At 49.8% G+C, this 20,397-nt stretch carries 19 protein-coding genes; 10 read left to right on the forward strand and 9 right to left on the reverse strand.

Translation table 11 applies throughout. The features are described from left to right. Positions 1-100: 100 nt before the first annotated feature. The 4 genes from Pan54_RS23700 to Pan54_RS23715 form a co-directional block, all read right to left on the reverse strand. Positions 101-1,366 carry a L,D-transpeptidase family protein gene (locus Pan54_RS23700; RefSeq protein ID WP_146505912.1) on the reverse strand — a complete coding sequence of 422 codons (1,266 nt, stop codon included), beginning with the start codon at positions 1,364-1,366 and terminating at the stop codon, positions 101-103. Between the two features lie 69 nt (positions 1,367-1,435). Beyond that, positions 1,436-1,657 (reverse strand): hypothetical protein, encoded by a 222-nt coding sequence (locus Pan54_RS23705; RefSeq protein ID WP_146505913.1) that lies wholly within the window; start codon positions 1,655-1,657, stop codon positions 1,436-1,438. A gap of 210 nt (positions 1,658-1,867) precedes the next feature. After that, complete coding sequence (locus tag Pan54_RS23710) at positions 1,868-3,025, reverse strand: hypothetical protein (protein ID WP_146505914.1); 1,158 nt, start codon at positions 3,023-3,025, stop codon at positions 1,868-1,870. A 104-nt stretch (positions 3,026-3,129) separates the two neighbouring features. After that, the gene (locus Pan54_RS23715; RefSeq protein ID WP_146505915.1) at positions 3,130-3,438 is read right to left on the reverse strand and encodes a Dabb family protein; all 309 of its coding nucleotides are present in this window, start codon (positions 3,436-3,438) and stop codon (positions 3,130-3,132) included. A 268-nt stretch (positions 3,439-3,706) separates the two neighbouring features. On the opposite strand from Pan54_RS23715, the gene Pan54_RS23720 reads away from it, so the two are divergent. After that, positions 3,707-4,516 (forward strand): enoyl-ACP reductase FabI, encoded by an 810-nt coding sequence (locus Pan54_RS23720; RefSeq protein ID WP_146505916.1) that lies wholly within the window; start codon positions 3,707-3,709, stop codon positions 4,514-4,516. Between the two features lie 153 nt (positions 4,517-4,669). Then, on the forward strand, positions 4,670-5,533 hold the full coding sequence (locus Pan54_RS23725; protein ID WP_146505917.1) for a fumarylacetoacetate hydrolase family protein: 864 nt from the start codon (positions 4,670-4,672) through the stop codon (positions 5,531-5,533). Between the two features lie 198 nt (positions 5,534-5,731). On the opposite strand, the gene Pan54_RS23730 is transcribed toward Pan54_RS23725, so the two are convergent. The 4 genes from Pan54_RS23730 to recQ all read right to left on the reverse strand — a co-directional run bounded on the left by Pan54_RS23730 (position 5,732) and on the right by recQ (position 11,516). Next, positions 5,732-6,199 (reverse strand): molybdenum cofactor biosynthesis protein MoaE, encoded by a 468-nt coding sequence (locus Pan54_RS23730; protein WP_146505918.1) that lies wholly within the window; start codon positions 6,197-6,199, stop codon positions 5,732-5,734. A gap of 20 nt (positions 6,200-6,219) precedes the next feature. Next, positions 6,220-6,477 (reverse strand): molybdopterin converting factor subunit 1, encoded by a 258-nt coding sequence (moaD, locus tag Pan54_RS23735; protein WP_165441945.1) that lies wholly within the window; start codon positions 6,475-6,477, stop codon positions 6,220-6,222. A 98-nt stretch (positions 6,478-6,575) separates the two neighbouring features. Beyond that, entirely contained in the window at positions 6,576-9,590 is a 3,015-nt protein-coding gene (locus tag Pan54_RS23740; RefSeq protein WP_146505920.1) for an FAD-binding and (Fe-S)-binding domain-containing protein, read from the reverse strand. A 129-nt stretch (positions 9,591-9,719) separates the two neighbouring features. After that, entirely contained in the window at positions 9,720-11,516 is a 1,797-nt protein-coding gene (recQ, locus tag Pan54_RS23745) for a DNA helicase RecQ (protein ID WP_242631414.1), read from the reverse strand. Positions 11,517-11,945: 429 nt separating this feature from the next. Here recQ and purQ point away from each other — a divergent pair, with 429 nt between their 5' ends. The 8 genes from purQ to Pan54_RS23785 all read left to right on the forward strand — a co-directional run bounded on the left by purQ (position 11,946) and on the right by Pan54_RS23785 (position 18,396). After that, entirely contained in the window at positions 11,946-12,752 is an 807-nt protein-coding gene (purQ, locus tag Pan54_RS23750; RefSeq protein WP_146505922.1) for a phosphoribosylformylglycinamidine synthase I, read from the forward strand. Between the two features lie 212 nt (positions 12,753-12,964). Beyond that, complete coding sequence (locus Pan54_RS23755) at positions 12,965-13,621, forward strand: class I SAM-dependent methyltransferase (RefSeq protein ID WP_146505923.1); 657 nt, start codon at positions 12,965-12,967, stop codon at positions 13,619-13,621. A 128-nt stretch (positions 13,622-13,749) separates the two neighbouring features. Next, positions 13,750-14,523 (forward strand): class I SAM-dependent methyltransferase, encoded by a 774-nt coding sequence (locus Pan54_RS23760; RefSeq protein ID WP_165441946.1) that lies wholly within the window; start codon positions 13,750-13,752, stop codon positions 14,521-14,523. A gap of 125 nt (positions 14,524-14,648) precedes the next feature. Beyond that, positions 14,649-15,368 (forward strand): sulfotransferase family 2 domain-containing protein, encoded by a 720-nt coding sequence (locus tag Pan54_RS23765; RefSeq protein WP_146505925.1) that lies wholly within the window; start codon positions 14,649-14,651, stop codon positions 15,366-15,368. A gap of 417 nt (positions 15,369-15,785) precedes the next feature. Beyond that, the gene (locus Pan54_RS23770; RefSeq protein ID WP_146505926.1) at positions 15,786-16,376 is read left to right on the forward strand and encodes a hypothetical protein; all 591 of its coding nucleotides are present in this window, start codon (positions 15,786-15,788) and stop codon (positions 16,374-16,376) included. 257 nt (positions 16,377-16,633) lie between these two features. Further along, positions 16,634-17,254, forward strand: coding sequence for an ATP-grasp domain-containing protein (locus tag Pan54_RS23775; protein ID WP_242631484.1), 621 nt, complete (start codon positions 16,634-16,636; stop codon positions 17,252-17,254). 2 nt (positions 17,255-17,256) lie between these two features. Next, the gene (locus Pan54_RS23780) at positions 17,257-17,997 is read left to right on the forward strand and encodes an RNA ligase family protein (protein ID WP_146505928.1); all 741 of its coding nucleotides are present in this window, start codon (positions 17,257-17,259) and stop codon (positions 17,995-17,997) included. 6 nt (positions 17,998-18,003) lie between these two features. Further along, a complete protein-coding gene (locus Pan54_RS23785) occupies positions 18,004-18,396 on the forward strand; it encodes a hypothetical protein (protein ID WP_146505929.1) in 393 nt (130 codons plus the stop codon). 229 nt (positions 18,397-18,625) lie between these two features. Here the strand turns inward: Pan54_RS23785 and Pan54_RS23790 are convergent, their stop codons facing one another. Further along, a complete protein-coding gene (locus Pan54_RS23790) occupies positions 18,626-20,200 on the reverse strand; it encodes a hypothetical protein (protein ID WP_242631415.1) in 1,575 nt (524 codons plus the stop codon). Between the last annotated feature and the right edge of the window lie 197 nt (positions 20,201-20,397).

Below are 20,397 nucleotides of genomic sequence, written 5' to 3' on the forward strand. Positions count from 1 at the left end.
TCCATCTAACTCTAAATGTCGTATATTTTCAACACGAAGGAGCAGACAAACTGCCTGCGGAATAGCAATTTGAGGATGATATTCAGGGCTCGGCAGAGCACTACTTTCGAATCGCCACTCTGGATTTTGTCGTCAATAGATTATAAACCTGAGAAATGTCGCTGTCTCGCATTCGGATGCAACCGTGTGAGCAGGCTTGACCGATCGAGTCGGGCTCATTGGTGCCGTGGATGCCGATGCTGTCGCCAAGATCGATCCAGTATTCCCCAAGTGGATTGTTCGGATCATCGGCTTTGATGACTTCTTCAGGACCATAGTAAGTTGGGTTCGGTTGCTTGTTCACAACCTGAAATTGTCCCAGCGGCGTGCTGCTGTCTTTTCCGGTCCCGATCGGGAACGTTGCGACGACATAGCCATGGGCGTGGACGATCAATTGAAAATTGCTCAATTCAGCAATGGCATCGAATGGCCCCTGGATAACCTTTATCTCCGCCCCTGCTCGCAATTTTTCTGGTGTGATGCGATTCAGGCCTGCCAGATATTCCCAAGTCATATCGTATTGTCGGGCAATAGTTTCGAGATGCTGATTCGGTTCGACTCGATGAGCAGGCAGGTAATGAATTTCGGGAGAAAAATAGATTTTGTGTGAGAGCATCTGGATTTCGTTGCTGATCTCTGCCCGACGTCCTGGTTGTTTCCAGAAGAGAGTCGAAAGCTCGCGTAATCGTATCACATCCTGCTCAGCCAGAGCGGATAGAGCAAAGGGAGCGACCAGCCTTTTAGGTTCCTGTTGATTTGGTCGAGCATCGAGCATCGAATTGTTGTCAGAAATCGTTGCAGAAGCCGTAATGATTGGCATCGCTTCAGGAGAATCTTGAGTGGATGCGTATTGAACAGGTGCTTGATTGCCTCGGAATGGTAGCGTTTGCACCATCGCAGGAGCTTCGGATTTACGATAGGGAAGTGTTTGAACGGGAGGATTTGCTGTTGTGATTTGCACGGTTTGATCCAAACCAAAACCCTGAGGGGAATCGTAGGCTTCATTCAGCTGAACAGGAATGTTAGTAATATTATTCACTGGAGCCTGAGGTTCTGCCTGTTGGTCCACCAGAGGAAATTCTTCTGCAGCGGAATCGTCGAACGCGGGAGCTCCCATTTCGGCTTGAGCAGAGGTGAGATCTGTTGGATAATCATCGAGAAAATCGTCCATCGGATGATCATCAATGACAACTTCCTGTGACGTCATCCATGAGGTCGGCAGCAATTCCAGATGCCAGGCCGTTAATCCAGCCGCCATGACGGCAACGAACCACCAGATAGACCACGAGGACTTACGTTTTTGTAGGTAAGGACGATCCTGAAACATAATATGAATCCATTCGACAAGTCGAGGATTAGCGCTTCCGGGAGAAGCTGGGAGGGGAGAAATACGGAATTAATTATTGAAAGGATCGCCGTACATCATGCCATCGGCCTGATGTTTTTCCGGCTGGGGATCGGGGATCGAAAAGTTATAACTGTCGCGCCCCAGTTCAGGGCCACGATTTAATTTTCTTAACTGTTTTGGCTGCAGTGCATGAGGCATCATCGAACAGCCGACTAATGAGGCTGCCGAGATTATGTACATTAAAGATGAAAATAGTTTGTTTCGAGACATGGAAGAACTCCCAGTCTTGGATTCGCGAAAAGATTCGACAGGACGTCGGAGAAAGTGAAACGATCCTCACATTCAATGATGCAAATGCACAGAATAGCTCCGAGACAAGGACGGGAGTGTAGGGCTGTAATCGAAATTGTGCCATGCGTTTCCAGTTTTGGAAAAAATGACAATTTCAATGGGCAAACACACGATCCGAGTCTGCTTTTGTCACTGCATCGAAGCGATTAATGCCCAGGAACCCAGAACAACAATTGCTCCCAATACGATTGCTCCAGCAATTTTCCAGGCCGACCACGGACGTTCGCCGCTCACTTTGCCGGTTGCTGCGTTGATCATCATCTGATAGACCTTCCCCTTGTAGCGATAGGAAAGGAGCCAGATGGGCAGGAGCAGAAACTTGAACGTGATGGCCGAATAATCGACTCCCATTCGGGAAATCCGCTGGCGATCGCCGCCGATTCTCCGATTGACATCGCTGCGAAGAGCTGACTCAATTCGTGGTTTGGCCTGATGAAATCCCGGTTCCAGTTCCACATCGTAAGTACGAGCCAGATACCCTGCCAATGCCTCGCGTGTAAACGGGAGACTCAAATTCAATGGCCAAGGCTCCAGGCCATGAATGAGCTTGGGAGACATCTTCTGACAAGCGAGCACGAGCACGTCATCAAAAAACCGCTGAAAGTTTCCACTGGCAGGATACCAGCGGACTCGCGTTACTGTCCGACGGTTTTTTCCTGTTCCCACGGTTACTCGATATTCTTCGCCACGTTCACCGGCATAAGCGACAAACGTCATGGAGTCGAACGTCCAGTAAGGAATGTAGACGCCATTCAGTTTGCCTTCCACGCCCGATTTTTTGAAATCGTTGGGAGCAAACCAGAGAGAGGCCACCCACTTTTTGATGGATCCCTTAGCCCGTTTCTCATCAACCTGAAACGGCAGTACCCCGTCCGGCTTGATGCGGGTTTCCATTTCGTGGATGCCGTCGAGCTGAATCGGTGAATCGCAATACGGACATCGAGTACTGGTCAGATTTCCTTCAAAGACGACAATCCCGCCGCAGGCATCGCAATCGACTTCTTTGAAACCTTCTGTTGCCCCCACGGTCTCGTGATGTTCACGCAGACTTTCGATCATTTCGTGAAAATCGTGCTCGGTCAGAATGGCATCTGCTTCGATACTCAACTTCTGTTCGTGCCCACAATAGGGACATTTCAAATGTTGAGTGCCAATATTGAAAACGACATCGGCTCCGCAGGCCTCGCAGGGAAAGATCCGACCGTCCGCTTGTGAATGATGAGCTTCAGCTGAGTCAGTATTGACTTTCAGATCGCCCGGCTGTCCATCGCCTGCTTGCTCATCCATCGATTGATATCCAAAACTGCCGGGTATGCCGTTAAATAGGTGGCTGGGGTCGAACTCAGTGAGCCCCCAGCCACCCATTGTCTAATGATTAAGAATTGATCGACTTAAGATTCGACCCAGGAATCGAACACGCGTACCTGTTTCCAGTTCTCTTTGTTTTCTTTGATAAAAGTCAGGTGATCTTCCACAGTTTGATAGGCATCGTGAGTCTCTTTGTCGGTGAAGTAGACATGCAGAGAGACATCGTAGCCCTTGTCGTTCACTTCCCGGCTGAATTCTTCACCCAATGTTCCGGCAGCAAAAAATTCGACGCCAGCATGATTCTTCAGGTATTTATGACAGGCATCCACCAGTTGCGTTTTGGCGGCTTCAGAATTGTCGTTTAACGAAAAGTAGACGATGTGTGCCAGCATGATATTTTTTCAGTCTCATAGATAAGGGGTGTTCAAAATACTCTGCATCCATTCTTGTGGTTTTCGTGCGGATGTTCAATCGTAACCCGATTAACGCTCAAAGTATCTCTTATGAAGAGATCAAAGATGCTCGATCGGATTGGAAATCACTCGCCAACCTTGATTGCCTGCCCTGAGACCGATAACCTGAGCGGATTCAAATTACGTACAAACACATTCCCTTTGACACAGGTTTAAGGGATTCTCAGTATTGATCAAGGAGTTCGGCATGGGCCTGTTTGAAGGCAAAAAAGGGTTGGTTTTCGGGATTGCAAACGATCACAGTATCGCCTGGGCAATTACTCAGCAATTGCACGCCGAGGGAGCCGAGATGGGCTTCACGCACCTGCCTGATAAAGACCCTGAACGTCCCCGCATGGAACGTCGTCTGCGAAAACTGGTTGATGATTTCGACAAATTCATTCTCCCCTGCGATGTGCAGAACGAAGAGAACCTCGATGCCGTCTTCGCAAAAGCCAAAGAAGAATTCGGCGAAATCGATTTCGTATTACACTCCATTGCTTATGCTCCAATGGATGACCTGAAAGGGCCAGTCCACAACGTGAGCCGCGATGGTTTCAAGCTGTCGATGGAAATCAGTTGTTACAGTCTGATTTCTCTCGCTTCACGGGCTCGTAAGATCCTCAAGCCAGGTGGAAACATTCTTTCTTTGACTTACCTTGGCGGCGAGAAAGTGATTCCCGGTTACAACATTATGGGGGTCTGCAAATCGGCTCTGGAAAGTACTATCGAATATCTGGCCAATGAACTTGGCCCAGAAGGCTTCCGTGTGAATGCCTTGAGTGCAGGACCACTGAAAACACTCAGTTCCTCGGCTGTGGGTGAGTTTGATCAGATGACAAAACTCTATGAGTCCTTCTCACCGCTGCGACGGAACATCACTCCGGAAGAAGTGGGCAAAACGGGGATGTTCCTGATGAGCGATCAGGCGAGCGGCATCAGTGGAGAAAATCTGCACGTCGACGCCGGCTACCATATCATGGGAGCTCCTCCGCACGATGTTCAATCTGCGAATTAGAGGAGTTTCGAGGCGAGCCGTGCCAGTCATGGCACGGTTTTTTTACGATCATTGTGTGTACACTCACACAAAGCACTTTTTAATACAGGCAACGTACCCGAGTCATAACTGGCTCGGCTCGCCTGCACAACGACCAAACAAGCGAGACATACCATGAAACTGACGATGCTGGAATCTGCCGGGGAATTGAAAGTTGTCGGCGTAGAACTGTCGGAGAGCCAGACACAGTTTATTGATTTGTGTGCAGTCGATGATTCTCTGCCCAACTGCTTATTTGGCATCCTCCGCGAAGGTGTTCTTGATCGTGCAACCCGGGCTTTTCAAGGTGGACTGGCTCAAAAGAAATTCATCGAAGGCAAGATCAAAGCTCCTATTACCAAGCCGGAGAAGATTATCTGTATCGGACTCAACTACGGCGATCATGCCCGGGAAACGAAAGCGGAGATTCCTTCCGAACCGGTTTGTTTTGGCAAATATGCAAATACCATCATCGGCCCGGGGGATTCGATCCGTCTGCCAGCGGTGAGTCAGCGAGTCGATTACGAAGCCGAACTGGTTGTTGTGATTGGCAAATCAGCTTATCAGGTCGATGCTGCGGATGCTCTCGATTATGTTGCCGGCTACATGATCGGCAACGATGTCTCTGCTCGCGACTGGCAGAAAGGGCGCCCGGGCGGTCAATGGATGCTTGGAAAATCTCCGGATACCTTTGCTCCAATTGGTCCCTATGTAGTGACATGCGAAGAAGTTGGCGATCCTCATCAATTGAGTATCTCGCTGACTCTCAATGGCGAAACAATGCAGCAGAGTTCGACCACCGAACTGATCTTCGGTATCGACAAAATCATCGCTCATCTCACTCAGATTATGACCCTGCAACCGGGCGATCTCATTTTCACTGGCACCCCTTCCGGCGTCGGCGATGCCCGCAAGCCTCCCGTCTACTTGAAAGACGGCGATACGGTCGAAGTCACCATCGAAAAACTGGGAAGCCTGCAGAATACGGTCGTGAGCTGATGGCCCCATACCTTATTGAACATTGCAATGCTTGGTCCAACTTGCTTACCTAAGTGAGTCCCTGGGCGGCACGTCCCAGAACGAAGTGATGGGCGTGGCGATTGCAATTGACCACGCCCTTCGCTGCTCAGGGTCGTGTCATCCTGCGATCAACAGCTTTCTGTTTCAATCGTTTACTACCGGTTCAATAATCACTCATTACGTTTGACTCGGATGAACCCATTCTGTGGTGCCGTCGGACCAGTGTTCCTGTTTCCATATGGGGACAGATTTTTTGATTTCATCCATGAGAAATTGAGCAGCTGCAAACGAGTCGGCTCGATGCGGAGAACTAACGGCTATCGCGACAGCCGTTTCACCAAGTGCTAATGGTCCCAACCGATGGATGATACCGATGTGCTTGACGTTCCATTGCTGGCGAGCCTGTTCGATCAGCTTGTGGATCTCACTGATGGCCATTTCATGATAGGCCTCATAGGTCAGGGAATCGGTCTGTTTTCCATTTGTGAATTCACGGACAGTTCCCAGAAACAGAACAGATGCTCCACAGGAGTGGTCCTGGACTGAGTTCAACAGTTCGCTGTGGTCGATTGGTGATTCTGTCAGTTCGATCCGGAGGGATCCTGTTTCGTCAGATTCGAATTTTTGGTGAGATGTTTTTTTCATGGGATTTGTTTTGAAGAGGCTTATCCACCACTGACTGGGGGAATGAATGCGATTTCGTCGTCGGGTTGCAGGAGTTGAGTCTGTTTGCAGTAGGAACCATTTCGAGCCATCATGATCGCTTTGAACTGGGGTTCTATTTCAGGATAGGTTTGTTGCAGAGTTTGTTTAACCTCTGCAACGGTTAAGTTTTCATGCCAGGGAATTGTGACTTGATCCTGGCCGACAATTTCTCGCAGTACGGCGAAGAGGCGGATGGTGATCGTTGATGTATTGTTCATGATTATAAATAATCGCTGGGTGGCTGGGGGCGAACGAAGTGAGCCCCCAGAATGCTCGACGATCTGGGGCTTCGCTTCGCTCCGTCCCCAGCCCCCCATCAACCGGTAGTTTTATTGTAAGGGAAGTTTTTGAAGTCGATGGCAATTAATCCGTAGGCTGCAGCGATGATTTTTAGAGGATGCAAAACGGGTTTCGCAGCCGGGTGCTGCATCTGAAGTTTGCAACCGGCACATTCTGTGGTTCCGATGTCAAATTCATCGTTGACAACCGCATCGATCAAGCCCTGACCAATGGCAATCGATTTTTCAAAGTTCTTATGAGTCAGTCCAAAATGGCCAGCCATACCGCTGCAGCCTTTGTCGATGAAGTGGATTTGCAGTTCCGGAATCAAGGAAAGCAATTGAACATAAGGTTTTGAATTGCGGAGTGAACGCTGATGACAAGGTTCGTGGTAGCCGAATTTTTGAGGAAATGCGACGAATTCGGTATTGAGCAAACCCTCGCTATTCAAGTGAGCCAGAAAGCTCCCCGCTTCCATAGTTTGATCTGCTATCGCCTGCACATCGGGATGCTTCATCAGGAAGGGATATTCCTGTTTCAGGCAGACTGCACTGGAGGGTTCGAGACAGAGAATCTGATGACCTTCCTGAGCGTAAGGCCCAAGAATGCGGATGTTCTGCTCAGCCTTTACACGGGCAGCTGTCAGGTCACCCGAGTTGATCATACTCATCCCGGAGACAACCTGCTCTTCAGGAATGAGATAAGGAATGTTGTGATGTCGAAGAATCGCCTCAAGTGCCAGAGCAGTGTCAGGATCGTGATAGTTGGCAAAGTAATCAATGAACAGGATGACTGGTTTGCGATTGGATTGGACCTGTGGAGCCGGCCTTTTCGCGTTCTTTCGATTGCGACGTTCGATCTGTTCGAGATACGGCTTCTTGGCCAGATCAGGTAGTCGCCTGCGGGCATCGATTCCACAAAACTTTTCGAGCAGCCAGCGTCCCCAGCGAGTATGGAACATGGGATTGGTCAGCCAGGAAAATCTCCAGCCGAATTCCGCCAGTTTATCGACCCGTGTAAGATACCAGTCGCCCCGATCCAGCCCCTGCTGTAAAACCGACTGAGCTTTTGCTTCCAGCCATAAATGGGGGATATCGACCTCACTGGGACATTCGAGCTGGCATTGTTTGCAGTTGAAACAGGAGTCGAGAACTTCCTGAGTATTGAGCGATTGCAAAATCTCACCTGCATCGCTGACTTCAGTATCTGCACTTTGAAACAGATACTGACGAATCGTATTCGCCTTAGCACGTGGCGAAGTGTATTCGTTGCAGTCAACGTGATGAAACGGACACATCCGTAACTGAGCTTGTGTCGATTTGCATTGACCACAACCATTGCATGTCGAGGCTTCGACCGCCATATCGGTCGGCGTCCAGTTCAGATGAGTGGTTGCTTTGGTCTGCAGTTGAATCATGTTGGCGTCAGGGCGAAAATGTCTGACTGCCAGGTGCGGATCGCCACTGACGATTTTATCGGGATTGAAGATCCCATGAGGATCAAAAATCTGTTTAATCTGCTGGAAGACCCGATAGAGTGGTCCATATTGAGTGCGAATAAAGGCCGTTCTCGATAAGCCATCGCCATGTTCACCCGAGATCGAGCCGCCAAATTCGCCGACGACGCGATACAAGTCCCGTGCGAGCGATTCGTAAAGTGATTCGTTGTCTGAGGAGGGGAGTTCGAGGAAGGGTCGCAAATGCAGCTGACCGCTGCCGGCATGGGCATATAGTGAAGCAGTCACCTGATAGCGTTGCAGAATACGCTGTGCCTGATGCAGAAACTCACCAATGCTGGCGGGAGGAATTACGATATCTTCAATAAACGGGACAGGACGGGCAGCCCCTTGAATTCGTGCCAGCAGGGGAACGACTTGCCGGGGCAATTTCCATAAATCGTCGACTTCCTGACTGTTTTGAGCATGAGATACAATCGTGCAACTGGGGAGTTCTGCCTGAATAAATTCCTTAAACTTAGCGATGCGATTTTTGATGGCGAATTCTGAATAATCGTCAAAGGCGACAATTAAAGCAGCCGCGGCATGTTGAGGAATCATCGTCGCGTATAATGGGGAAGCTTCCCGTGCCAGAGTGAGCAGACGCCGATCGAGTATGTCACAGGCACTGGGATCGAATTCGAGAATTGCAGAGATTTTATCTGTTGCTTCATCAAACCGCGGAAAAATCAGCAACATCCCTCGACGGTTTTCCGGCAATGGCAAAATATGTAATTCCGCTTGCGTACAAATGCCAAGTGAACCTTCAGATCCAACAAATAATCGTGGGAAATCGAGTATTCCTTTTCTCAGAATATTTCTTACCATGTAGCCCGCAGCATTTCGGGTGAGCGGTGGTTGCTGCTGGCGGATGAGTTGATCATTATCTTTCAGAATGGCAGCAAGACGCCTGAGGATGACACGAACCCGCGCATATTGATCGTGATCCTCACTCGTCGTATCGGGAGACTGCGATACTAACCCGGCTTGAACAGCTTCACGTCCCAATTGATGCAGCGAACCGTCAGACAGAACAACACTCAGCGATTTGACATAGTCTCTTGTCGAACCCACTCCCAATGCATGAGAGCCAGCTGCATCGACGCCAATCATTCCACCAATTGTTGTCACTGATGCATTGGAAGGATCCGGCGGAAAATAATAGCCTTGTTTTCTGAGCTGTTTGTTCAAGTCGTCCAGCACGACTCCAGGTTGAACAATAACCGTGTGCTTCCGGATTTCCAGAATCTGGTTCATTGAACTGCTAAAGTCGACAATGATGCCGGTGCCGAGACACCCACCTGCCAGACCTGTTCCCGAACCGCGGGGAATCAAGGGGATTTGGTGATCCGCAGCATAGCGGACAACGGCGACAACATCAGCTTCATGAGCCGGAAAGACCACGGCAATCGGCGAAACCTGATGCAGACTGGCATCGGTCGCGAACAGAGAACGGGAGCCGTCGTCAGTGCGTACGGTTCCTTCCAGAATTCCCGAAAGGTCTTCCTGTACCTGCTGAGAGAGTCGTTGTTGTTGCTCTGGTGTATAACGTCGCACGTTGAAATCAATTACGAGCAGAACTATTTATGCTGATGAGCTGTATCAATGCCTGAAGTTATTCTACTCGAAATTGCGCAATGATGACTCTCTACAGGGGGCGAAAATCAAAAACGTGAGCAGATCAATTTACAAATTCGATTCCGCTTCGTTTTCACAATAGGTTTTGATCCGTTCGATAAATCGAGCCGCGTACTGGTCGGCTTTGGTTTGGCCGACGCCGTGGATGTTCAGGAACTCGGCTTCTGTTTGAGGACGTTTTTGTGCCATGTCGATTAACGAAACATCACTGAACACAATGAACGGAGCGATTCCTTTCTCGCTGGCAATCTCCCGACGTTCTGCCCGTAATTCCTCAAATAACAGCTGGTCATCGGGCTGAAGTTCCGGCTTCTCGGCTTTCGTCGTGCTGGATTTCTTCGTCGCCTGCAGCAGTCGCGGCTCAATTTCACCGTGCAAGACCTGGCGACCGTTAGGAGTGAGTTTGATCGTCTGATGCTCTTCTTCTCTAAGCAGACATTCCTGGTCAATCAACTGGTCTATCCAGCCACGGATCGTGCTTTTGGTGAAGCCCTTGAGGAGATTGTAAGTCGTCAGTTCGTTATGACCATTATCAAGAATGCGCTGGTCTCGTGAACCGATTAGCACATTAGCGACATAATCGGCTCCAAAACGTTGATCGACTCGAACGACGCACGAAAGAATTTTCTGGGCGATGACGAGTGAATCGGGCATCAATTCGACTTCACCCAGACAAACGTCGCAGGCTCCGCAATTTTCTTTTTCATACTGCTGGCCAAAATGCTCGACCAAAGCTCGGTGTCGACAGGTCAGAGAACTGCAGTATCGGGACTTGGTTTTGAGTTGCTCCTCGGCTGCCAGCGCGGCATCACCCGTTAAATCGCTCAGCATTCGTTTCCAGGTGGCAAAATCGTTTCCGCTGTAAAAGAGCACGCATTCCGAGTGCAGACCATCTCGGCCGGCCCGGCCGGTTTCCTGCTGGTAATTCTCCAGAGATTTTGTAGCCGAGGCGTGTATGACATAGCGGACATTCGATTTGTCGATGCCCATCCCAAACGCCACCGTCGCCACAATGATGTCTACTTCTTCTTTCAGAAAGGCATCCTGAGCCCGATGCCGTTCTCCATTTTCCAGCCCGGCATGATAAGCCAGCGCTCGATAGCCAGCTTCCTTGAGAGCAGCGGATAACTCATCGACCTGACGACGACTGATACAATATATGATGCCTGCCGAGTCGGGGTATCTGTCGATCACCTTTCGTACCTGTGTTTGCAGGCTTTGTCGACGTTGGATGCGGTAGATCAAATTGGGCCGATCGAAGTTTCCGGTTAAAACCACAGGAGCCTTCAGCTGCAACTGTTCGCAGATATCGTGACGAACCTGCTCGGTCGCGGTGGCCGTGTAGGCGTGCATGTCGACATCGGGAAGCTTATTTCGCAATTCTCCCAGCAGCCGATACTCTGGTCGGAAGTTGTGTCCCCAGGTGCTGATGCAATGAGCTTCGTCGACTGCGATCGCGGAGATTTTCTGTTTCGAGAGAAAATCGATCATCTTCGCGGTGCAAAGTCGCTCGGGGGCGACGTACAGCAATTTGATTTCACCCGCTTCAATCTGCTGGGCGATCATTCGCCGTTCGTCCACAGAAAGCGTGCTGTTGACGGCTGCAGCCGAGATCCCATTATCGATCAGGACATCGACCTGATCCTTCATCAGTGCGATCAGTGGAGAAACGACCACCATCATCCCTTCGCGGGCCAGAGCGGGAACCTGATAGCAGAGCGATTTCCCGCCTCCAGTCGGCAGTACAACCAGTGAATCCTGTCGAGCCATGACTGATTCCATGGCTTCTTTCTGTAATGGGCGAAATGCGGAATATCCCCAATACTGCTGGAGAACTGGCAGCAAGGTGGCTTCCGTGTCGGTCTCATCAGTGCTGATTGATGTCTCAGTGATGTTTTTTCCTCGATTTGAAATTCTTGTTGATCATTCAAATGAATGGCTGTGGGCGTTCTCGAAGAGAAGTCCCCGAAACGTCGAACTGTCGGGGGCTTCCGCTAAAGCTGAGCGCCCCCGCCACCCACTTTAAAATCATTAATTCGTGATGAGTTACTGTCGATTCATTCCCTTTTCCAGCGGATCTCAATTTGAGTGTGAGTTTCTCGGTCCCAATGGTGGATGAATTGTGGTTTGATGATTAGCATCATCACAATGCTCGTGTATTTTCCCGAATCAAGGGTCATCACACAAGGCAGCGACGAATTTTGAACAGTTGCATGATTTCAGGAAATGGCGAGTGAAGTCAACTCCCCTGAAATCCTAAGGAAAATCAGTCTGATGAGTTCGACTCCCCGAATCTGCGTTCTTCGAGCCCCCGGGACCAATAGCGACCACGAAACCTGCTATGCCTTCGAGCAGGCCGGTGGAAAGGTGGACAATGTCCATGTATTTGAACTGACGGAGTCTCCCGAACGCCTGCAGGATTATCAGATTCTCTGCATTCCCGGCGGTTTCAGTTATGGAGACGATATCGGAGCCGGGGTGATTTTTGCTGGACAGATTCGCCGCAAGATGGGCGACTTACTGCATGCTCATCTCCAGAGAAACACGCTCACACTGGGAATCTGCAATGGTTTTCAGGTGCTGCTCAAATCGGGCATCTTACCCAATGGAACTGAAGACTGGACACCCGGACCAGAATTTGAACGCGAAGCGACATTAACCTGGAACAATAACGGAAAATATACCGCCCGCTGGGTAAAAATGGTCGTCGACAGTCCGCAAAATGTGTTTCTGAAGGGTATTGAGACCATTGAAATGCCGCTCGCGCATGCCGAAGGCAAATTGTGTGTCGCCAATGATGACTTGCTGAATTCCTGGAAAGCGAATCGGCAAATCGCAGTTCGTTATTGTGATGACTCCCATTCTGCCAATGATGAGGTCCTTTCTGAAGAGTATAATCCAAATGGATCAGTCGCCAATATCGCAGGCTTAAGCGATGTCTCCGGTCGGGTTCTAGGTCTGATGCCTCATCCAGAACGGTTTATCAAAGCAACGCATCACCCCAGTTGGACACGCAGACCTGAACGTGGAGCGGGTGACGGATTGAAATTATTTCAAAATGCAGTCAATTACTTTGCGTGAGAAGTATCCGGCATTCATCAATAATTGGTTCTGGCAAACTCACATTATTTGGCAATGAATGAATATAACGAAGAGGCTGCAAATATCTGAAGTTATTGACCAGACTGATCTTCTGACAAGGTCTTGACCTGTTTTCTCAGGTTGACTTATGATCTGAAGACAAGGCCAATTGGCAGGAAGCCATTTTCTTTATCAGTCAGGATGACAATTCGATGGTGCAATCGCAGAGAGATTATGCATCGTTCCGCACACGTCCCGCTCGCAGTCAGTATTTGCTGGAGCAATTTCGGGGTGTGCTTAAAGGTAAAGTTCTCGATGTGGGCTGCTATGAAGCTCCACTCCGGGAATTACTGCCGAAGGAAGAATACTACGGTATCGATATTGTCGGCAAACCGGATCAGGTCATCAATCTGGAAGAGTGCAAACAGCTGCCATTCGCCGATGGTTCCTTCAACAGCGTAATCTGCATTGAAGTGCTCGAACATATTAATAATCTGCATGATATGTTCCACGAACTGTTTCGAGTGAGCAGTCAGGACGTCATCGTCTCTCTGCCCAACTGCTGGTGCGGAGCCCGTCAGAAAGTGGGACGTGGTCGCGGCGAGATTCTGCATTACGGCCTGCCGCATCAAAAACCAGTCGATCGTCACAAATGGTTTTTCAATGTTTCACAAGTTGTCGATTTCTTTGAGTCAGCCTGTCCCGCAGAATATGAACTGGTTGACTTGCGAGTTGTCGAAAAACCGCGTTCAGGTCCACTCACGTTGATGCGACGTTTCTGGTTTTCCTCCAAAGCTTATGCGAACCGCTATGCTCATACTGTTTTCGCCGTTTATCGACGTAAGCAGGTTCAGAAGTTGGCGGCGTGAATTCGGGTTGAAGGTTTAGAGCTGAAGGTTGAATGTTGGATGTCGGGCAATGCCAGACCTACGAACTAAGTAAACAAAACCCTGATTGGGTTATCGCCAGAGAGTATATTCCGATGCGTGAACATAAGATGCAGAGTTTTCCTGGCTATATGCAGCAGGCAGTCGAGATCTTCGGTCAAAAGACTCCTGGTCAGCATATTCTCGATTTACCGGCTGGCAGCGGGAAGTTGACGGCTGCTCTGCGGGCACAGGGCCATCAAGTGACGCCGGGCGATATCAATGGACATGCCGGTGATTTTGTCTATGCCGACATGACCAAGCGGCTCCCCTTTGACGATGAAACCTTCGATGGAGTCATCTGCCTCGAAGGCATCGAGCATGTACTCAACCCTTATCTGCTGATGGGCGAATTAATTCGTGTCAGCAAAGTTGGTGGAACGGTTATTATCTCGACACCAAACATTATGAATATGTGGTCCCGATTGCAGTTCCTGTTCACCGGGACCTTCTATCAATTTCATCCATCTCAACTGACCGACTACGGTCCGGAAGAAGCGGTCGACCGTTTTCACATTTCACCGATGTCGTATCACTCAATGCGATACCTGGGAGATTTCTTCGGGGCACGCGTCGCGGAAGCACGAGCCGATAAATCGAAGCGGGCCTTCCTGGCTCCCGTATACTGGACCATTCAAACCATTGGCAAACTCTGGTCGCGTTCGCTCTTCTTTTCGAAGAACTATGAAAATAATGAAAAACGCAACACGGAGATCTATCAACACACGAATTCCTGGTCACTGTTGACTGGTCGATCCGTAATTATGGTCTTCGAGAAAACTCGTTCGACAAAAGTCTTACCGACCGATGTCTTTCTGGGCGATGAGCATAAAAAGGCTGCTTAAATTAGGGTGGCGGGGGCGCTCTCGAAGAGAATCCCCCGAATCGTCGAACTTCCGGGGGCTTCCGCTTAAGCGGAGCGCCCCCGCCACCCTGCCTCATCTATTTACGGGCAAATTGAAAGTTTGCGATGGCACTCTTATTGAAGAATGGCTCTGTCTTCCTGCACATTCCCAAGACCGGCGGAAACTGGGTCACCCGGGTTCTTGAGGAAAGCAATCTGGTCGCGTTTCGGTTTTCGCACAAGCATGCCGACTTGAAACATCTTACATTTGCCGGCAAGACCTGGAAGAAACGTCTTCAGAATCAGTTGCGATACACTGTGCGGAATGCTCGATTTGGAAATCGGGAGCCGTACATGTTCTGCTTTGTAAGACATCCCCTCAAGTGGTATGAGTCTTGGTTCAAATACATGTCTCAACCGAACCGCAACTGGCTCTCTTTTGCCGAAGCTTCGAAGGCGTATGGCTGGCATCCTAATGCCAACATCGATGGACTGGGAGCCGCGGAGTTCAATCAGTATGTCCGAAATGTTATCGCAAAACATCCGAGCTATGTGACCAATCTTTACGATGGCTACATAAGTCCTCAAGTAAATTTTGTTGGCAAGCAGGAGAATCTCCGTGAGGACCTTGTCACTGCACTCGAGCAGGCAGGACTCGATTTTGATGCCGACTTCATCCGGAATTTTGAAGACGTCGGCGTCAGCAAATCTCCCCGATCCTCCATCGAATGGGAGCCGGAGTTGCGGACTCATGTCCTGCAACTTGAACTGGATTGCCTGCATCGCTTTGGATATGTCGAGCAAGTAGCCGCGTCGAAATCAAATTTGCTGGCAAAGTCTGCCTGAAAAGTTTCTGCGGGCATATCATCAAGTTTCGTAGGGTGCGTCAAGACGCACTTTGCTATGATTGTAGTGACCAATCAACCATCAATTTCAGACGCGGGTGGCCCTGAAAGATTCTTTCAGGGCGGCGGAGGCTTAAGCAGTTCTGTGACGAATCCTCATCAGATTTGGGTCTTTCAAGGCTTAGATTTGAGAATGTAAAGTGACCGGAATGTAAAATGGAAATTTCTTCACTTGAGGGATTGCACAAGATGTAACCGTTTGAATTGTGTAGGATTCACTCATGCTGCGTCATGCATGTCTACAACAAGTGTGGACATGTTGCCCGACTAGCCACATTCTGCAAAATATTCAAAATATGTCTGACTGAAAATGGCCTCTGACAATCAACAGGTAAGTCATTTTTCGCGAGTCATGAACATGCCGCGGCTCTTAAAGTCTGCAATTGTACTTGGAGCCAGCCCGCTGCTTGTTGGAACACTCATTTATGTGATGTGGAGATATACCCAATGGGAATGGCTGGAAGCCGCAGGGGGGCTGACTATTCTCGTCGGCCTCGTGGCATTCTACATGGGCGCATCCGCTCTCTGTCGTCACCTGTGGTTTGAGAGTAGAGCCCAACTAATTTCCAGTCGCACACTATTTTTGCAAGCCGTGGTTGTAGGCAGTTTGTTGCTCGCCAACTTCCCCGTGGCTGGTTACTTCGCCCTATCAGCAGTCGCTGTATCAATGCAATACACTGTTCGAGTCTACAACAATAGCAACCAAACGATTGATAGTTTCATTGTCACCGGGCCTGGCGTGCAAGTTGAACTTGGACCAATTGCTTCAGGACAGTACAAGCGGCGAGATATTCTCATTCAGACCGACGGCACACTCGAATTTGCTGCACGGCAACAGGAACTGGAATTCAAAGGACAGTTGGAAGGTTACATTACCGGTGGAATGGGAGGCTTTAAGGATATCAGAGTCAAACAGGGAGGAGTCTACGAGATCTATCCAGTCAAGTAGGGCAGGCTCCCGCCTGCCTTCCTTCCTTCTACAAATCGCCAATCAGAATCCGAGAACATAACACGATGCGAGTCTTGGTCCAACAAATCGACAAAGGACAATCCACTTACGACAATTTTGAACGCTCCGCCTATTAGTTCTGGGAACGTGGATATGAAGTCATCAGGTTCCGCTTCGAGGAACTCAATAGTGGTAAGTTTGATGATCTTCTCATCCAAGAAGCAGATTCAACAATCGTTCGAGCGGGTGTGGGAACGGTGCTATTAGCACTTCAACGTGCCGGACGTACTGCTCCGCAAATAGATGATCTGCCTCGTGATCTCTGGCCGTATGCGGCACGAAGAATATGGGAATCAACGCTCGGCGAATTTCGCAGCGTAGCCACTAACAGCGAATTTCAGCCAGCAATTCATATAAAGCCACTAATTCACCAGAAAATGTTCACGGGATTGGTCGTGTCAAAGTTTAGTAACCTGATACCCACTGCACATCTGGATGATGACGTTCAAATCTTATGTCAGGAAACCTTGTGCTTCGAGTCAGAATGGCGAAGCTACATTCTGAGGGACAGAATTCTTCAGGTGTGCTATTATAAGGGTAATCCACTTCTGTTCCCGGATCCCAGCATAATGCAAAAGGCGATCCCAGCATTCAAGGATCGCCCCATCGCATTCTCTTTGGACTGGGCTGTTACGACCTCTGGTGCGACAGTTCTAGTGGAAGTGAACGATGGATTTTCTTTGGGAAATTACGGTCTTCCGGGACATCTCTACACAGCTATGGTCGAAGCACGATGGCGTCAAATGATGGGTCTGATGGACAATCTGGTAGGCGAGACGCTTCTGCCAAATGCAAACGAGATTCAGCAAAGAGCCTAACGATGGGTACTTCCCACGGTGATTTTACCAAATACCCTCGCACGCCCCATCTGTTTGTGTCGAAGGGGACGGATGACGACAAGCATCTCGGCGAAGACGAATCGAAGGCGTTCATCGCCGACGAGTCATTGATCGTTGAGGAAAAAATCGACGGTACGAATGTCGGCATCCACTTCTTGGATTCTGGTGAGATGGTCCTGCAATGCCGGGGCCATCTCATCACCGAGGGGATGCACCCACAGTACGATCTGTTCAAGCAATGGACGGCGGCGAAGCGGCAAGTGCTGGATGAGATGTTAGAGAACGGCTTCATTTTGTTTGGTGAGTGGGTCTACGCCCGGCACTCGGTCCATTACCGGAAGTTGACGCATTACTTCTTCGAGTTCGACATCTACGACAAACAGGCAGAATCGTTCCTCGATCTGGAACGTCGGTTGTCGCTGCTCGAAGGGACGGGAATCCAGACGGTGCCGGTCATATACACAGGCACACTTGGTCGTGAAAACCTCAAAGAACTGATCGGGCCATCGCAGTTTGACAGTCACTTCGACAACCCAATCACCAAACGACCTGACAACCTGATGGAAGGTCTGTACTTGCGAACGGAGGCGGACGGCGGTGTCACGGGACGAGCCAAGTTCGTCCGTCCCGAGTTCGTCGAGAAAATTAAGCAAAGCACTCACTGGCAACACCAGCAGATGGTACCGAATCTATTGGTAGATGGTGTGAATATCTGGAGCTAGACACTGATGACTGAGTATGGAATGGCGGCTTTTGGACGCTCGGGAGATTGGGAGTTGGCGGTCGATGAGATACTTGGAGAACGTCAGCATTGGTGCCTGCAAATTGAGTCACCTTTCGTGTCGCTTCAATGTGGCATCCCGTGTCTCGATGTCTTTGCCGAATTGAAGCATCTCCTCGCAAAATCTGATTCGAATGCGTATGACGAAAACAATTCGGTTGAAGTCGGTCTCTACTACGACCGCCCGGTTATCGTTCATCGTGACAATGAGTTTGCCGATCGATGCTTCATCATCATTGGAGATTCAGCCGAAGCACGATTTGAAGTAACACTGGCAGGCAAGAACTTCAACGAGTTCCGAGAGGCCCTTTCACAAGTTGTAGAGGAACTGGATCAATGAATTGGGAGTTTCGTAGGGTGCGTCTTGACGCACCTTGCCATGATTGTAGTGACCAATCAACCATCAATTTCGGACGATCTCAGTATGCTCAAGTTTAACTGTTGAACCAGCCATTGTTAAAACGTCTGGTTCAACAACTTCGAGTGAAAGGTGCGTCAAGACGCACCCTACTTCTACTGTGAATTCTGGGGACTTCGCTGCGCTTCGACCCCAGCCACCCGTCGTTTTTTTAATCGACCTGCGGGGGCACATCTCCATAGGACCATGCGGGACCCTGGAAGGTTGGAATCGGTTTCGGCTCCGGGACTGCTCCCGGTTTTAATTCATTCGCGAGAGCGATTCCCGTATCGCGGATTTGGTCTCCGGCTGTGATTTCCAGATTGCTGTAGCTCGAAAGGCGAGTTTCGTAGCCGCCTCCGTGTTCGCCAAAAGAGGCCAGAGTCGGGACGTAGCCAACGCAGCCATTTGATAAAGACGCAATAAACGTGTACGGAAACGGGCTCCCCTCTTTGATTTGCAGGCCGTACTCGCAGAAATATTCAGCGGGGTTAGTGACGATAACGACAGGGCCGATCTGCAGTGCCTGAATTTCGACGTCAGCAACGGGCTCGGTTTTGAGCCGAGCTTCAAGCAGGAGAGTTTCTTTAGCGAAGGTCCAGTTGGCGGTTCCAACAGTTTGGGGCTCTTGCTCAATCAGACTGCGAGCTTCTTCAAGATGTTCGCGTCGGGGGGCTCGTCGTGGAATTTTCAAAACGGTTTGACGGCTATCGAGTTTGCATTCGGTGCCGGGAGTCATATTGAGCATCACTTTGACGGCTTCAGCTCCAATACGACCACCGACTAGAGCCGAAGAGGCTTCCCCAGATTTCGGCACAACCGTTGTCAAGTTATCGACTTGCGTCACATCGCCAGATGCCCCTGCGATGAAGACGACGACGAGATCATCTCCAAACATGCCTTTGATGACTTTTTCGACGTAATAAATATAGTTGGCAGAAATCCCGCCGGGGCTGGCGGTCGCATGACAGACGTAATTGACAATGCAGCCAGTTATCTCCCCTTTTTCATTCCAGCAAGCCAGCACGCCGACTTCGGGATCGGTCGGGCCGGCAACTTTGACGATGTCGGGATTGCCGGGTCGCGGATGAGTGACCGTTAAACCGTTTTTCATGAAAAAGCGGCGGTTATGGGCGACGGTGTCTTCATGGCCTCGGCCTACAGCGAATTTGGCGGGAGCCAGTTTTTTCCAGGCAGTAACGACACCATCGACGATTTGCTTTTCCACAGTTTCAAGATATTTCGCATCGGCACAGCTCGATTTGTTGTAAGCAAGATCCTGAATGAACTCGTCGGCTTGATCATATTCGCCGGGGAGAATCATCCCGGTCGGGCCGGAAGAGTGAGAATGGGTGGCATGGATCAGGATGCGACTCTGGGGGATGCCGGTCGCCTTTTCGATTTTGTCGCGGACGCTGAGGACGGTTTTTCGACGGACGATTAAGGCATCCAGGCTGATGACGACTGCATATTCGCGTGCCGTTTCGTTTGGGTTTGCAAAAACTGCAATGCGAGCTTTGCAGGGATCGTGCAGTGATCTGTGAAAAGACTTGCCGTAGCCACCGGGCTGTTCCATACCGATTTCGGGCGTGATGTCCCGTTCCTCAAAAGCGGCCTGGAGTTGTGAAGAGTCCTCCGCATGAATCCTGTTTTGAGAGGCAAACGTAAGAAAAGTGAGCACGATCGCAGTGAAAGTCGCCCATCGTCTGACCTGATCCGTTCCAGGAAATTGTGTCTGAATGTTCATCGTTCTCGCCCTGTTGTGAAAGTTTAATGAGCTCGTCGTCATAATCGCAGATTGTGAAATGCCAGGCAAATGCATGGCAAAACGTGCACATATTGATATCCGCCATGACTTCTGACGGGATGACATTTGAATCAAAACCAAATCGTGTCCATCAAACAATTTGCAGCAGCATTTGAAGTCGAAATGCCAGAAATATC

The organism is Rubinisphaera italica (assembly GCF_007859715.1).
Lineage (GTDB): Bacteria > Planctomycetota > Planctomycetia > Planctomycetales > Planctomycetaceae > Rubinisphaera > Rubinisphaera italica.